The following is a 13,904-nucleotide window of genomic DNA, read 5'->3' as shown; positions in this document are numbered from 1 at the left end:
TTTGCACCCCTTGTAAATGAAATACCTTATTGATTAAACGTTATTTTTTTTATTTTGTAAATCAAAAAATTTACCAATCATCAAAACTATAAATGGTACAAAAAATACAACCTAAGTAATAATATTAATTAATCTATAGCTTTAAAACCCGAAGCCTTTTCGTACTCTTCATTATTAAAAAATTTATCCATTTGTTCTATCAACCATCTCCTATTTTTAGGATCAGACATATCTAAATGTTTTTCATTTATTAATGTGGTTTGATGAGATTTCCACATTTCCCATGCTTCTTCTGAAATAGAATTCATAATTTCTTGGCCTTTTGGACCGGGCATTGGCGGCACTAATAAAGCAGGTAGCTCTTTATTTAGTTTTTTGCATAAAATTTTTTTAGACATATTCCTCTATTATAGTCTTTATAGGTTTTGGCATACCAAAATTATGTATTTTATTTTTACTAACCCATCGATGTTCTTGATTTGTCTTAACTTTAAATGGCGCACTATAGTTAAAAATTTCAATTGTGATATCAAGATCAATATGGGACAAAGCATGACTAATGTTTTTTGTTACTGAATTAGTTGGTTTTTTAAAAATTTTAGTCTTTTTGAGATTTTCATTTTCAAATGGTACCCAAAGACTTTCCCAAAAAGTCTTTTCATCTTTTTTGAATAATAAAAAGGTATTATTAGAATGTGCAAGTGTAAAGTGAATTTTTCTTTTTGATTTATCCTTCTTTTTTTTTGAATTAAATTCAAAATTCTGAAATGCACTTATGCATGAATTAGTTAAAGGGCATTCTTTACAATTTGGTGATCTGATATTACAAATCAGGGCACCTAAATCCATTATTCCCTGGGTGTATTCAAAGATATTTTTCTTTGGAGTTAAAGATTCTGATAACAACCATAACTCTTTTATAGCATTTTTATCATACAAATTAATGTTTCTATATCTTGAAATTACCCTTTTTACATTAGCATCTAAAATTGGATAGGAGCCTCCGTAAGCAATTGACATAATTGCGCCTGCTGTTGATCTCCCAATTCCTGGCAAAGCCATCAGTTCATCAAATGTTGAAGGGAATTTATTTCTATAATCTTTTTTTATGATTTCTTTGGTTCTAAAAATATTTTTTGCTCTTTTATAAAACCCCAATCCTGTCCAAAGAGCTAAAATTTGTTCCTCAGAAGCGAAGGAGATCTGCTTAAAATTAGGATATTGCTTAATGAATCTTTTAAAGTAAGGTATAGCCGTTTTAACTTGTGTTTGTTGAAGCATTATTTCTGAAATCCAAACTCTATATGGAGAGATATTTTTTCTCCATGGCAAATCATTTCTGCCATTGATTTCATACCAGCTAATAATTTTTTCTGAAAATGTGTTATTGGACTTATTCAAAATTTTTAAATTAAGTTTTTTTTCTTTATAACCTCACCATTTTTATCAAATAGGTAATGAATTGGCGCACCAGTTGGAATTTCTAGTTCAACAATTTCTTTTTCAGAAATTATATCTAAATGCTTTACTAGCGATCTAAGAGAATTTCCATGAGCAGCTATGAGGATATTTTTGCCACTTAAAATTAGAGGATGAATTTCATCTAAATAATAAGGTAAAACTCTATCACTAGTATCTTTAAGTGATTCACCTCCAGGCGGACCAGAGTTATAACTTCTTCTCCAGATTTGAACTTTTTCTTCCCCCCATTTTTTTCTACATTCATCTTTATTTAATCCTTGAAGATCTCCATAATATCTTTCATTAAGGGCTTCATTTTGAATTGTAGGAATTACAATTCCAATTTCATCTAGAATTATTGAGCCTGTTAATTGCGCTCTAATTAATGCTGAAGTGAATATGAGATCAAAACTTATACCCAAGTTTTTAATAACAATACCAGCTTTTTTTGCTTCTGAAACTCCTTTTGGGGTAAGACCAGGATCCTCCCATCCAGTAAATAAATTTTTAGCATTCCACTCACTTTGCCCATGCCTGATTAATATTAAATTTCGTTGCTTCATTTTTTTAATCTTTTAAACTAATTTTCTCTATTTTAATAGATAATATACTAATGGAAATATTTAATTTTTTGATTGATCACTATTATTACTCTGGCCCATTAATAATTTTAATAATTCTATTCTTCATATCTAATTCAAGAAAAGGTGGAAAAAAAATAGATCCAGAATATTTAGTTGAATTATGTAATAAAGATATGGCAAATTTAATTGATTTAAGAAATTCAGATGAATTTGAATTAGGACATATAGTTGGATCAAAAAATATTCCTTTTCTTGACATCGAGACTAGATCAAATGAAATAAAAAATGACGAAGTGAAAGCTCTTGTTTTAATTTGTGATATGGGAATGAATTCACCAAATGCAGGTGAGAAACTAAAGAAACTTGAATATAAAAATATATTAATCCTTAGAGGTGGAATAAACAGTTGGAAGATATCAAATTTGCCGCTAGTAACAAATTAATTCAACCCCCAATACCCATTTCCTTCATTTTTTTTGCTAATGTATTGCGTCCCCAACCAAGAAGTTTTGCAGCTTCGTTCTTTTTACCATTTGTTCTATCTAGTGCAACATTAATAAGAATTTTTTCTATTTTATTATTTGCAATGTTAGATAATTCACCATCAAAATCTTTTGAAATATTTTTTAACCAATAAGATAAGCTATCCTCCCATGATGATGATGGCAGCTCAGTTATTTCATAATTTTTAATTTCAGTTGGCAAATCTTGAACTTTAACATTTTGAGTAGGACTCATTAAAGTCAACCAATAACAAACATTTTCTAACTGTCTAACATTTCCAGGCCAATCATATTTTAATAAAAATTCCTCAGCTTCTTCTGAAACAACTCTTAATTCTTCACCTAATGAATCAGCATGATTTTTAAGAAAATATTTTGATAGTAATGCGATATCTTCTTTTCTATTTTTTAGCGCAGGAACATCAATTTTAATAACATTTAATCTATAGAATAAATCCTCCCTAAATTTTTTTTCAAAAACAAGATTTTCAAGATTTTGATGAGTTGCTGCAATAATTCTTACATCAACTTTTATGGGTTTATCACCACCAACTCTATAAAATTCTTTATTTGACAGGACTCTCAAAAGTCTTGTTTGTGAATCAAGCGGCATATCTCCAATTTCATCAAGAAATAATGTTCCTCCATTAGCTTGCTCAAATCTTCCAATCCGTTTATCTACAGCCCCAGTGAATGCGCCTTTTTCATGACCAAATAATTCTGATTCAACTAATTCTTTTGGAATATCTGCCATATTAAGTGCTATAAAAGGCATATCAAATCTTGGACTATTTTTATGTAATGATTTTGCAATAAGTTCTTTACCAGTTCCTGATTCTCCCTGAACAAGAACAGTAGCATTAGTATTTGATAATTTACCAATAGCTCTGAATACAACTTGCATCGATTGCGCTTCTCCAATCATTTCAGCAGTTTTTAGTCCTTTTAGACCCCTTGTTTTTGGTTTCTTTTCCAATGCTCTTTTAATAATTTGTATTGCTTCATCAAGATCAAAAGGCTTAGGAATATATTCAAATGCGCCACCACCATAAGAATCTACAGCTGCCTGCATATCAGTAAAAGCAGTCATAACTATGACAGGAAGGTTTTCAAAATTATTGATGATATGTTTTAGTAGATCATAACCAAGCATTCCAGGCATTTGAACATCAGTAAGGATTAAATCAGGTTGTTCTATATCAAGCTGATTAACCAAATCGTCACCAGTTGCAAATGTTTTTGTTTCGAAGCCAGCACTAGAAAGACTTTCTTCAAGTACTATACGTATAGCACTATCATCATCAGCAACCCAAACTTTATGCACTTTTTATCTCTTTGTTCTCAACTGATAATGGAATCAATATAGAAAATATTGTTTGGCCAGGCTTGCTATTAAAGTTTATGGCGCCGCCATGGATTCTAATAATGTCTTGAGAAATAGATAGCCCGAGACCAGAACCATTATCTTTAGATGAAACCATTGGGAAGAACAATTGATCATGAATATCGATTGGAATACCAGGACCATTATCAATAACACTTATATTACACAAAGTACCATAAACATTTCCATTTATAGGTTGACCATAAGAGATTCTTGATTTAATTGTAATGATAGGTTTCTCTGTTTTCATTAATGCTTCCTGTGCATTTTTTACAATATTTAGAATAGCTTGAATAAAGAGATCCTCATCACCATTTAATTCAGGAATGCTTGGATCATAGTCTCTTTTTAATTCCAGATAGTTAAAGTTTTCAGACTCTGCTTCAGCTAGACCGAAGACTTTCTCAAATGCAGAATGAATATTAAACGGCACAAGTTTAGGTTTTTTTGGTGGAGTTAGTATTTTTGTAACTATACCATTCAGCCTTTCAGTTTCGTCAATAATTATCTTGAGGAATTTTTTTGAAAAATCATCAGATAATTTATTACTAAGTATTTGGGCACTACCTTTGATACCTGATAAAGGATTTTTTACCTCGTGTGCAAGCGTTCTTGCTAAATTTGCAGCAATTTTTTGAGTAGAAAAAGTCTTTGTTGAGTCAATAATTTTGTTTAGATTATCAACACATAAGATTTCCACAATAACAATGCTGTATTTATCAGACCATGAAGCTGTGAGGTCTACAATTCTATTTTTATTAGAATTGAAATTAATCTTAAAATCTCTTTTCGTAGATGTATTTTTATTTTTAATAGTATCAAAAATAATTTCATTAAAATCTTTAAGAGATTCTGATTCCAATTGTGTTGATAATGGAGCCGGCTCTTTTTTTATTAGTTTCCATTCACTTGATATGGCAGATTCATTCAACCATCTGACATTGAGGCCTTTATCAAAAACTAAAATTTCAGACTTTAATTGATTAAGTAACGACGTATTTAAACTACTTATATTTAACATAACGAAGACTCCTCTTTTTTGAAAAAAAGGAGCCTGAATAGTTCTATTTTGTTAGAGTTCCAACTATATGTGCAAGAATCTTGTATGGATCTGCATTAGATGCAGGCCTTCTATCTTCTAGATATCCATTCCAATCATGCTCAACAGTGTAAACTGGTATACGAATACTAGCGCCTCTATCACTAACACCATATGAAAATTGATCGATGCTTTGAGTTTCATGTAAACCGGTTAGCCTCATATCATTATCAGAACCATAAGCCGCTATACCTTCTTCATGAACCTCACCAAGTTTGTCACACATTGAAGAGAATAATTCTTCAGATCCGTTAGATCTCATTTCTTCATTTGAAAAATTTGTATGCATACCTGATCCATTCCAGTCTCCAGTTTTTGGTTTTGGATGAATATTAACTCCAACACCAAACTCTTCTGCAATTTTATATAAAAGGTATCTGCTAACCCATAAGTCATCAGCAGCTTTTATACCTTTCCCGAAACACTGATACTCCCATTGACCAAGAGCAACCTCAGCATTAGTACCAGTAAGTGTGATACCTAAATCTAAACACGCTTGAAGATGAGCATCAGAGATTTCTCTACCCACCACATTACTAGCTCCAACACCGCAATAGTATTCTCCTTGTTCTCTTGGTTCTCCGTCTTCCCAACCGAGAGGCTCGCCTGTTTGAGGGTCAGTAAAAAAGAACTCCTGCTCAAAACCAAACCACCATTCGTCAGTTACCAATTCTGCTGCAGCAGCTCGAAAGTTTGATGGATGAGTCGTATGATCTGCAGATTGAACCTGTGTCATAACTAAATCATGCCCGTTCGGATTTGAGTAGGTTTGAACAGGAAGCAATAAACAATCTGAGCTTCCACCTTCGGCTTGTTGAGTTGATGAACCATCAAAAGACCAGTCTGGTGGAGTTTCATCATCCGTTGCTTTTACCTTGCTTCTCATGGAAGGTTCTGGTTTGTAGCCATCTAACCAAATATATTCATAAGTTTTATAGTCTGCCATTTATTACTCCTCGAAAAAAAATATTAACAATATTAAATAAGCAATTTATGTGCCATAAAAGTTACACAAATTGCACTAGTATTGATCATATTATGCTATATTTATGTGCAAAATAGTAATTTATGCCAAAAATAAATGCATTAATTTAGGTCTAAAAAGTTTGAAATTTTTAATAATTTACTATTAAACGATACAAATGAGTGATCCCCACCAAAAAATACGTCAACAAAACAGCCTTTATAAAATGATATACACTCATGAAAATCTAATACTTCATCGCCACTTTCAAGCAAAATAAGCATATTTTCATGATTTTTTATGTATTTTTTAGATCTCAGAAATTCTATGTCATCTTTTTTTATTAAAAATTTCTTTTTGGTATCATAATTTTCATTCTCGCCTAAATAAATATCAAAATCCTTTAAGGGTGGAATAGCAGGATTAATTAATACACATTTGCACTTATTTTTATTAGCAAAAAAAGACGCATAGTAGCCACCAAGAGAACTACCAACAAAATGTATGTTAGAGCCACTTTCTTTTACAAGATTTTTTATTTGCTTAAAAGCCATCCTAAAATCATCTTTTAAATCTGGAATTATAACTTTTGTGTTGCTTGTGTTATCAGCAACAAAATTTTTAAATTGTCTTGCTTTGCTTGAATCGGATGATGATTTAAAGCCATGAAAATATAAAACCGTGCTATCCACTTTTCAAAATATTTTTTATTTTATTTATATCAGACATGCCCGAAGAAAAAATATTTTCAAGCCATTCAGTTAAGAAAATATTTTGTTGAATTTTTTCATCTGGTGATTGTATTTTTGTTTGATTTAAAAAAAAAGGAATTGGTTTTTCACCTTGATATGAAATTACTTCTGCTAATTTTGCATCTAAGCTTATTTGTATTCTTAATATTAGTATTTTATTTTTAATAAAACCTTCTTTTTGTTTAGCCTCTAACAAAATAGTATGTTTAGTTTTATTCAAAATTAAAAAATCAATATCTAAATTTTTATCATCAGAACTTAATATCTCAAACTTATATTTATTTTTCTTAAATTTTAATAATAGTTTTTCTAACTTAATATAATTTTTTGTACACAATGCAAGAAAATGAGACGTAATTGGGAGCGTTTTTAACATTACTAAATTTTATATTCTTTTTTTATTGGTGTATATTTTTTACAAGCATCAATATACCGTAATATTTCCTCTCTCTCTTTTTCACAAAAATTTTTTATAGCGTCTCTAAAGTCTTCTTTTATAATTAAGTGAAATGAACTTGTTTCAGTCACTTCAAATCCTCTCCTAATCTTATGTTCACCTTGAACACCAGGATCAAAATATGAAATATTATTTTTTATACAATATTCAATTCCTTGATAGTAGCAACATTCAAAATGCAGGCTATTGATATCTTTTAGGGCACCCCAATGTCTTCCATAAAGTACTGATTTGCCATTAAAACATAAAGAAGCAGCAATGTTAATATTATCTTGCACTGCAAAAAAAATCACGGGATTTAATTCATGTCTTTTTTCATGTACTAATTTAAAAAAATTTAGATTTAGATAAGGTTTTTGCATCCTTTCGTAATAAGTATTTTTATAAAAATGATAAAAATCGTCCCAGTCTTCTGAAGCTAAATTATTTTTATCTTTGACAATAAAACTTATACCAGCCTTTTTTATTTTATCTCTTTCGTTTCGTATATTTTTTCTTTGCCTTGATGTAAAAATGTTCAGATAATCATCAAAAGTTTTATAGTCTTTATTGCCCCAAATAAATTTGTAACCACTTCTTTTTATAAAATTATTTTTTAATAGCATTTGATGTAATTCTAAAGCTGGAAAAAGTATATGCCATGTTTCTATTTTTTCCTTTTCCATTAACTTCTTAGTTTCTAAAATAAAAGTTTCGTATTTTATATTCTCAGTTTTTAAAATTTTATTTGTTTCACATGGTGTATATGGAATAGCGGTCAATAATTTTGGATAATAATTTCTACCAGCTCTAGTTAATGCATATGACCATTGATGATCAAAAACGAATTCACCTTGACTATTGTTTTTAAGATAAATAGGCATAAATCCTTCTAGTAAATCTTTATTAAAAATTGCTAAATGATTAGAAATCCATCCAGATTCTTCAGAAACAGATTTTGAATCTTCAAGTGCTTTTAAAAATTCAAAGTTAAAAAATGGAGAATAGTTTTCATCGTTAGGTATTTTGCTAAAATCCTCAGATGTTATTTCACTTATTTTTTTTATGAATTTTGATTGCATATTCACAGCAAAATTATTTCAACATAAAAGCCAACTACCGCGACAAAACCAATTAAGTTATTAAATTTAAATATATTCAAATATTCATTTTTTTTTAGATAATTCATTTGTATAAAATACATGATTATGAGAACTAAAATAGTAATAATAAAAAATAATGAAAAATTATTTATATAACCAATTAGCCCTAAGGAAAAATAAAAAAATAAATGTAAAACTTTTGCAAATTGGATAGTTTTATTCCCAAAAAGCAAAGGAGTCGAGTAAATTCCTATTTTTTGATCATCTTCTTCGTCAGCGAGAGCATAAAAAGTATCAAAACTTACAATCCAAGAAATAATTCCAAAATATAGTATGAAGATTGATGGCAAAAAATCATTTGATACTAAAGAGTACGCAATTATAGATCCTGATCCAAATGTTAAACCCAAAACTAATTGTGGAGCTCTAAAAAACCTCTTGGTTAGAGGATATAAGACAATAAATATTGCAACAATTAAACTAATTTTGATTGTTATAATTGGAGTGAATATCAGCAATACCAGAGAAAATACAGATAATAATACAAAAAAAGCCCATGCCTCTTTTAAAGTTAAAGCGCCACATGCTAAGGGCCTATTTTTTGTTCTTTCAACAAATTTATCAAATTTATAGTCACTTATATCGTTAACAACACAACCACATGATCTAACAATTATTGATCCTAGAACTACAATAATAAAGCTTTTTAAAGTTATCTCATTATTAATACCAGCAACTAATAGACCTAGAATTGAGGGCCAAAGAAGAAGATATATACCTATTGGTTTATCTAATCTAGCTAATTTTATGAAGTTAAGAGCTTTTGACATATATCGACTTAAATTAAGAATATCTCCATAACAGACAATGGAAAATTTTTAACTAAATATTTTGTTGTTCTTCCTATGTAAGCTTTTTCTTGATCAGAGAATGATGCAAAAAAAGTTTTATCTTTTGTAAAAAATTTGTTTTCAAATAATATATCACCTAATGGTTTTAATCCTAAATTACCCAATTTGTCTAAGCCTTTTTGAATCGTCACTTCCGGTATTATTGATCTCGCAAAAACAAAAGGCTTCTCATTAGAATATAAAATCACCTCTCTCGCCTTTGTTCGCTCATTTAAAATGCCTAAAAAATTTTTTTCCCATGCAGAAATTTTTGAATATTCATCTTTAATTAATGATAATCTAAATTTACCATTAGATTTTATCCTCTTAGTAATAGGGCCCTCTTCTAAAAGCCATGATCTTACATTTTTAGTTATTAAAGAATTCGATTCAATTTGTGTAAAATTTTGCCAATCAGATGTCTGTTTAAGATTCATTAATAATTATTAAATCTGATATTATACGCTGAAGTTTTTAGTAACATTAAAATGTAAAAATTATTATGCAGTTAAAAAAATGGGAATGTATTGTTTGTGGCTTAATTTATGATGAATCTGAAGGTTGGCCCGATGATGGAATTGAACCAGGTACCAAATGGGAAGATGTACCTGATGATTGGTTATGCCCTGAATGTGGAGTTGGAAAAGAAGATTTTGATATGATAGAAATATAATGAATCAATTAGAACCTCCGAAAAATTTAACAAGAAATGTCTTGATTGGAATGTTGGCTGGAGTGCTTATAGGAGCATGCTTTTTCTATTTTCAAAATTCAATACCTACTTCAATTTTCTTAACGACTGAAAAGTATTTATTTAACTTAGGCGGACAAATTTTTAAAAACTTGTTATTACTAATTGTTGTTCCTCTTGTTTTCTTCTCTTTAGTTTCCGGTATCTCTTCTCTATCAAACATGGTTAAACTTGGTTCAATAGCTACTAAGACAATATCACTTTATCTTCTGACCACTGCCTTCGCAGTTATCCTCGCTATTTTTTTTGGATGGGTGTTTAATATTTCTGGTTATGAAGGGGAGTTGAGTTCATTTAATCCTCCATCAGGTGATGCAAGTTTATTCGATACAGTTATTAAGATATTTCCGAATAATATTTTTGGTGCTTTTGTTGAAAACAACATGCTAGGGATTGTTTTTATAAGTGTTTTATTCGGAATTGCTCTAAATCTCACAGATAATCTCACTGACAATCTCTCAAGAAATTTTGAAAGATTGAATATTGTTTTTTTAAAAATCGTTTTGATCATCATGAGTTTTGCACCTTTTGGAGTTTTTTGTTTGATGGGAAGTTATGCAGTGGATCATGGCTTAAATATATTTGGTGATTTAATTCAGTATGTTCTCATATTAATTTTTGTTTTAATTTTTCATCTTTTATTCACCTATTCTCTAATCTTAAAACTTTTCGCTAATTTAAATCCAATTATTTTTTTTAAAAAAATGAGAAATGTCGCTTTATTCGCATTCTCAACTTCATCAAGTGCTGCGACCCTGCCAGTAACTTTAAAAACAGTAACTGACGATTTGGGTGTAAAAAAAGACGCTTCCTCTTTTGTAATTCCTGTAGGTGCGACAATTAATATGGATGGAACCGCGATAATGCAAGGACTAGCAACAATGTTTATTGCAAGTACGGCTGGTATTGATTTGTCAATAATTGAGTATATTCAAATTGTTATGCTTGCAATGGTCGCTTCAATTGGTACTGCAGCAGTACCTTCCGCAGGTACAATAACCCTAGCATTAATTTTAAGCACACTTGGATTGCCTCTTGATGCTATTGGATTAATACTAGCTGTAGATAGAATTTTAGATATGATTCGTACTTCAGTAAATGTTTGTGGTGACGCAGCCGTAGCATGTATTGTTGCAAATTCAGAAAAACTAATTGATAGATCGATATTTAACAAATAGATAAAAAATATACGTTTTCTATATAATTATTTGTTAGAATGCTTTAAAAAAAGGGGTTATAAATATGAATATTTTACTTTATCCACCTATTTTAGGTGTTATTGGGATGGTCTTTGCTTTTGTAATTTATAAACTTGTGATGAAGTATCCGGATGGTCAAGATAAGGTAAAAAAAATTGGAGATCAAATTCATAATGGCGCTTTAGCTTTTATGAAAACAGAATATACATATCTTCTAATTTTTATTTCAATTTTAGTTTTTTTAGTTTGGATCAGTCTTGGACAATATTCTGCAATAGCAGTCATAGTTGGTGCAGCATGTTCCTCTCTGGCAGGCTTTATTGGTATGTATGCAGCAACAAAAGCAAATGTTAGAACTGCAACTGCTGCGCAAGAAGATGGCGCTGCAGCTGCATTATCAGTTTCTTTTTATGGTGGTTCTGTAATGGGTTTGTGTGTTGCTTCGCTTGGTTTGATTGGTCTTGGTACATTATTTTATTTTTTTAGTGCAACTAATGTTCATGCTCTAGAAGGTTTTGGCATGGGTGCATCTGTAGTAGCATTATTTTCAAGAGTAGGCGGCGGTATTTTTACTAAAAGTGCTGATGTAGGAGCAGATTTAGTAGGAAAAATTGAGGCAGGTATACCTGAGGATGACCCAAGAAATCCAGGAGTGATAGCAGACAATGTTGGAGATAATGTGGGTGATGTTGCTGGTATGGGTTCAGATATTTTTGAATCTTATTGTGGGTCAATGATAGCTTCAATTGCCATAGCTTACACGATTGGCACCAAGGATATGATGATACTTCCTTTAGCTCTAGCTTCGATTGGCCTAATAGCATCAATTATTGGTATTTTTATTGTAAAACTTCAATCTGCAAATGCACCTGCAAGTGCTCTTAGATCTGGTACTTTAATGGCACCAGTAATTTTTGTAGCTATGGCTTATTTTTTGATAAGTTCATTTGAAGGCGTAGAAATGAGTGTATGGTGGTGTGTTATTTCAGGAGCAGTTGGTGGAGTGTTAATAGGTCTGATTACTGAATATTATACTGGTGGAAGTCCTGTGAGAAAGATAGCTGAATCTGGAGAAACCGGATCTGCTACTGTTATGATCTCTGGACTTTCAGTGGGAATGCAATCTGTTGTTGTTCCAATAATCATATTAGCAGCAATTATTTTTGTTTCGACTCAACTTTCAGGAGTTTATGGTGTTGGTATAGCAGCAGTTGGTATGCTTGCAACTGTAGGCATAACAATGGCAATTGATGCATATGGTCCTGTTGCTGACAACGCAGGAGGCATAGCAGAGATGGCTGGTATGGGTGAAGAGGTTAGAGAAATAACTGATTCTTTAGATGAACTAGGCAATACTACTGCTGCAATTGGTAAAGGATTTGCAATTGGGGCAGCCGCTCTTGCAGCACTTGCAATTATTTCAGCATATTCAGAAGTAGTTTCCGCAAATGATAATAATTTTAATTTAGCTTTAACTAATCCAATTGTTCTCGTAGGAATGTTTATTGGTGCTTGCATTCCTTTTCTTGTTTCATCAATTACAATGACTGCTGTCGGAGACGCTGCGTTTGAAATGATAAATGAAATTAGAAGGCAGTTCAGAGAAATCTCAGGATTAATGGAAGGTCAAGCAGACCCTGACTCAGAAAAATGTGTTCAGATAGCCACACAAGCCGCACTTAAAAAAATGATGTTGCCAGGCGTTATAGCTGTGTCAATGCCTGCTATTGTTGGCTTTGGTCTTGGCGCACAAGCACTTGGCGGTATGTTGGCTGGTGGTTTACTTGGTTGTGTATCTTTAGCCCTTATGATGGCAAATGCTGGTGGAGCATGGGATAACGCAAAAAAATATGTTGAAAAAGGAAATCTTGGTGGGAAAGGATCTGAGACTCATGCTGCAGCAGTTGTTGGTGATACTGTAGGAGATCCATTTAAGGATACATCTGGACCCTCAATGAATATTCTAATAAATGTTATGGCAATAGTGAGCTTGGTAATTGCACCATTACTCTAGTTCAAGTTAAATTAAAATATGATCCTAAAATCATTTTTTGATTATATTTTAAGATGAAAAAAAATGTTCTTTTCTTCGGCTATGGAGATTTAGGAAGTAGACTCAGTAAAATACTTAATCCAAGTTATATCAAGCTTCATGCTATAAGCAGAAATAATAAAGACAATATAAAACCAAATCATATAGCTTGGGATTGGACTTCTAATGCTAAACCTCCTATAGAAAAAATATATTATGACTTAATTGTTATAGTTCCAAAACCAACTGAAATGAATGCCTCTGGATATCAAAAAGGATTTATAGATTCCTCTAATAATATTTTTAATTCTATAAAAGATATAAGTTTTAAAAAAGTCATAGCAATATCTTCAACGCGGGTATATGGATCAGACGTTTCAGGAGTATTTGATGAAAATTCAGATTTAAATCTAAAAGACTTTAGAGCAAAAATTATAAATAGTTACGAAAATTTGCTTATCAAACAATATAATAAGAAAGTTATTATATTAAGATTGGCTGGTCTATATTCTAATACTTCTAAAAACATCGCACCAAATAGAATTCATAGAGATAGCGCTGTTAAAATCATAAATTTTTTCTTCCAAAATGATTTTGATAAGTTTGAAAATTGTTTTTTTAATTGTTGTGAAAATGATGACGATTCATTAAATTCTCGAAAAATATCAAATAAAAAACTTTTAAACATTGGGTTCAAATTTTAATATTAAACTAGTACAAATCAAACAACCAAAATACAATAAATA

General features: G+C 30.8%; 16 protein-coding genes. 5 read left to right on the top strand and 11 right to left on the bottom strand.

Features of this window, described 5'->3' with window-relative positions; all coding sequences use genetic code 11:
• Nucleotides 1-128: 128 nt before the first annotated feature.
• The 3 genes from M9C80_05900 to M9C80_05890 are packed head-to-tail and all read right to left on the bottom strand — an operon-like array spanning nt 129 to nt 2,024.
• Nucleotides 129-398, bottom strand: a complete 270-nt coding sequence (locus M9C80_05900) for an oxidative damage protection protein (GenBank protein ID URQ69466.1) — start codon at nt 396-398, stop codon at nt 129-131.
• Complete coding sequence (locus tag M9C80_05895) at nt 391-1,401, bottom strand: A/G-specific adenine glycosylase (GenBank protein URQ69465.1); 1,011 nt, start codon at nt 1,399-1,401, stop codon at nt 391-393. Before M9C80_05895 ends, M9C80_05900 begins: the two co-directional genes overlap by 8 nt.
• A 5-nt stretch (nt 1,402-1,406) precedes the next feature.
• Complete coding sequence (locus M9C80_05890) at nt 1,407-2,024, bottom strand: 2,3-bisphosphoglycerate-dependent phosphoglycerate mutase (GenBank protein ID URQ69464.1); 618 nt, start codon at nt 2,022-2,024, stop codon at nt 1,407-1,409.
• Between the two features lie 50 nt (nt 2,025-2,074).
• On the opposite strand from M9C80_05890, the gene M9C80_05885 reads away from it, so the two are divergent.
• A complete protein-coding gene (locus tag M9C80_05885) occupies nt 2,075-2,488 on the top strand; it encodes a rhodanese-like domain-containing protein (protein URQ69463.1) in 414 nt (137 codons plus the stop codon).
• A gap of 1 nt (nt 2,489) precedes the next feature.
• Here the strand turns inward: M9C80_05885 and ntrC are convergent, their stop codons facing one another.
• The 8 genes from ntrC to M9C80_05845 form a co-directional block, all read right to left on the bottom strand.
• The gene (gene ntrC, locus M9C80_05880) at nt 2,490-3,872 is read right to left on the bottom strand and encodes a nitrogen regulation protein NR(I) (GenBank protein ID URQ69462.1); all 1,383 of its coding nucleotides are present in this window, start codon (nt 3,870-3,872) and stop codon (nt 2,490-2,492) included.
• Nucleotides 3,865-4,953, bottom strand: coding sequence for a nitrogen regulation protein NR(II) (glnL, locus tag M9C80_05875; protein ID URQ69461.1), 1,089 nt, complete (start codon nt 4,951-4,953; stop codon nt 3,865-3,867). The genes ntrC and glnL overlap by 8 nt, the downstream gene beginning before the upstream one ends.
• A gap of 43 nt (nt 4,954-4,996) precedes the next feature.
• The gene (locus M9C80_05870; protein URQ69460.1) at nt 4,997-5,977 is read right to left on the bottom strand and encodes a glutamine synthetase beta-grasp domain-containing protein; all 981 of its coding nucleotides are present in this window, start codon (nt 5,975-5,977) and stop codon (nt 4,997-4,999) included.
• Nucleotides 5,978-6,117: 140 nt separating this feature from the next.
• The gene (locus M9C80_05865) at nt 6,118-6,687 is read right to left on the bottom strand and encodes an esterase (GenBank protein URQ69459.1); all 570 of its coding nucleotides are present in this window, start codon (nt 6,685-6,687) and stop codon (nt 6,118-6,120) included.
• Complete coding sequence (locus M9C80_05860) at nt 6,680-7,123, bottom strand: DUF1249 domain-containing protein (GenBank protein ID URQ69458.1); 444 nt, start codon at nt 7,121-7,123, stop codon at nt 6,680-6,682. The genes M9C80_05865 and M9C80_05860 overlap by 8 nt, the downstream gene beginning before the upstream one ends.
• A 2-nt stretch (nt 7,124-7,125) precedes the next feature.
• On the bottom strand, nt 7,126-8,265 hold the full coding sequence (locus M9C80_05855) for a GNAT family N-acetyltransferase (GenBank protein URQ69457.1): 1,140 nt from the start codon (nt 8,263-8,265) through the stop codon (nt 7,126-7,128).
• Nucleotides 8,266-8,267: 2 nt separating this feature from the next.
• Nucleotides 8,268-9,116 (bottom strand): 4-hydroxybenzoate octaprenyltransferase, encoded by an 849-nt coding sequence (locus tag M9C80_05850; protein ID URQ69456.1) that lies wholly within the window; start codon nt 9,114-9,116, stop codon nt 8,268-8,270.
• Between the two features lie 8 nt (nt 9,117-9,124).
• Nucleotides 9,125-9,613 carry a chorismate lyase gene (locus M9C80_05845; protein URQ69455.1) on the bottom strand — a complete coding sequence of 163 codons (489 nt, stop codon included), beginning with the start codon at nt 9,611-9,613 and terminating at the stop codon, nt 9,125-9,127.
• 65 nt (nt 9,614-9,678) lie between these two features.
• Between M9C80_05845 and M9C80_05840 the strand changes: the two genes are divergently transcribed.
• From M9C80_05840 to M9C80_05825, 4 genes are all read left to right on the top strand, one after another.
• A complete protein-coding gene (locus M9C80_05840) occupies nt 9,679-9,849 on the top strand; it encodes a rubredoxin (protein ID URQ69454.1) in 171 nt (56 codons plus the stop codon).
• On the top strand, nt 9,849-11,105 hold the full coding sequence (locus M9C80_05835) for a dicarboxylate/amino acid:cation symporter (protein ID URQ69453.1): 1,257 nt from the start codon (nt 9,849-9,851) through the stop codon (nt 11,103-11,105). The genes M9C80_05840 and M9C80_05835 overlap by 1 nt, the downstream gene beginning before the upstream one ends.
• 64 nt (nt 11,106-11,169) lie before the next feature.
• Complete coding sequence (locus tag M9C80_05830; GenBank protein URQ69452.1) at nt 11,170-13,140, top strand: sodium-translocating pyrophosphatase; 1,971 nt, start codon at nt 11,170-11,172, stop codon at nt 13,138-13,140.
• A 53-nt stretch (nt 13,141-13,193) separates the two neighbouring features.
• On the top strand, nt 13,194-13,862 hold the full coding sequence (locus tag M9C80_05825) for a hypothetical protein (GenBank protein URQ69451.1): 669 nt from the start codon (nt 13,194-13,196) through the stop codon (nt 13,860-13,862).
• Nucleotides 13,863-13,904: the final 42 nt, after the last annotated feature.

It is taken from the genome of SAR86 cluster bacterium, assembly GCA_023703615.1.
Classification (GTDB): domain Bacteria; phylum Pseudomonadota; class Gammaproteobacteria; order Magnimaribacterales; family D2472; genus MED-G85.
This window is presented reverse-complemented; position numbering and strand designations above follow the sequence as displayed.

Bases quoted from the DNA above. Each gene is read 5' to 3' on its own strand.
- M9C80_05900 (URQ69466.1), bottom strand. From the start codon at position 398: ATGTCTAAAAAAATTTTATGCAAAAAACTAAATAAAGAGCTACCTGCT.
- M9C80_05890 (URQ69464.1), bottom strand. From the start codon at position 2,024: ATGAAGCAACGAAATTTAATATTAATCAGGCATGGGCAAAGTGAGTGG.
- M9C80_05885 (URQ69463.1), top strand. From the start codon at position 2,075: ATGGAAATATTTAATTTTTTGATTGATCACTATTATTACTCTGGCCCA.
- glnL (URQ69461.1), bottom strand. From the start codon at position 4,953: ATGTTAAATATAAGTAGTTTAAATACGTCGTTACTTAATCAATTAAAG.
- M9C80_05870 (URQ69460.1), bottom strand. From the start codon at position 5,977: ATGGCAGACTATAAAACTTATGAATATATTTGGTTAGATGGCTACAAA.
- M9C80_05860 (URQ69458.1), bottom strand. From the start codon at position 7,123: ATGTTAAAAACGCTCCCAATTACGTCTCATTTTCTTGCATTGTGTACA.
- M9C80_05855 (URQ69457.1), bottom strand. From the start codon at position 8,265: ATGCAATCAAAATTCATAAAAAAAATAAGTGAAATAACATCTGAGGAT.
- M9C80_05850 (URQ69456.1), bottom strand. From the start codon at position 9,116: ATGTCAAAAGCTCTTAACTTCATAAAATTAGCTAGATTAGATAAACCA.
- M9C80_05845 (URQ69455.1), bottom strand. From the start codon at position 9,613: ATGAATCTTAAACAGACATCTGATTGGCAAAATTTTACACAAATTGAA.
- M9C80_05840 (URQ69454.1), top strand. From the start codon at position 9,679: ATGCAGTTAAAAAAATGGGAATGTATTGTTTGTGGCTTAATTTATGAT.
- M9C80_05835 (URQ69453.1), top strand. From the start codon at position 9,849: ATGAATCAATTAGAACCTCCGAAAAATTTAACAAGAAATGTCTTGATT.
- M9C80_05830 (URQ69452.1), top strand. From the start codon at position 11,170: ATGAATATTTTACTTTATCCACCTATTTTAGGTGTTATTGGGATGGTC.
- M9C80_05825 (URQ69451.1), top strand. From the start codon at position 13,194: ATGAAAAAAAATGTTCTTTTCTTCGGCTATGGAGATTTAGGAAGTAGA.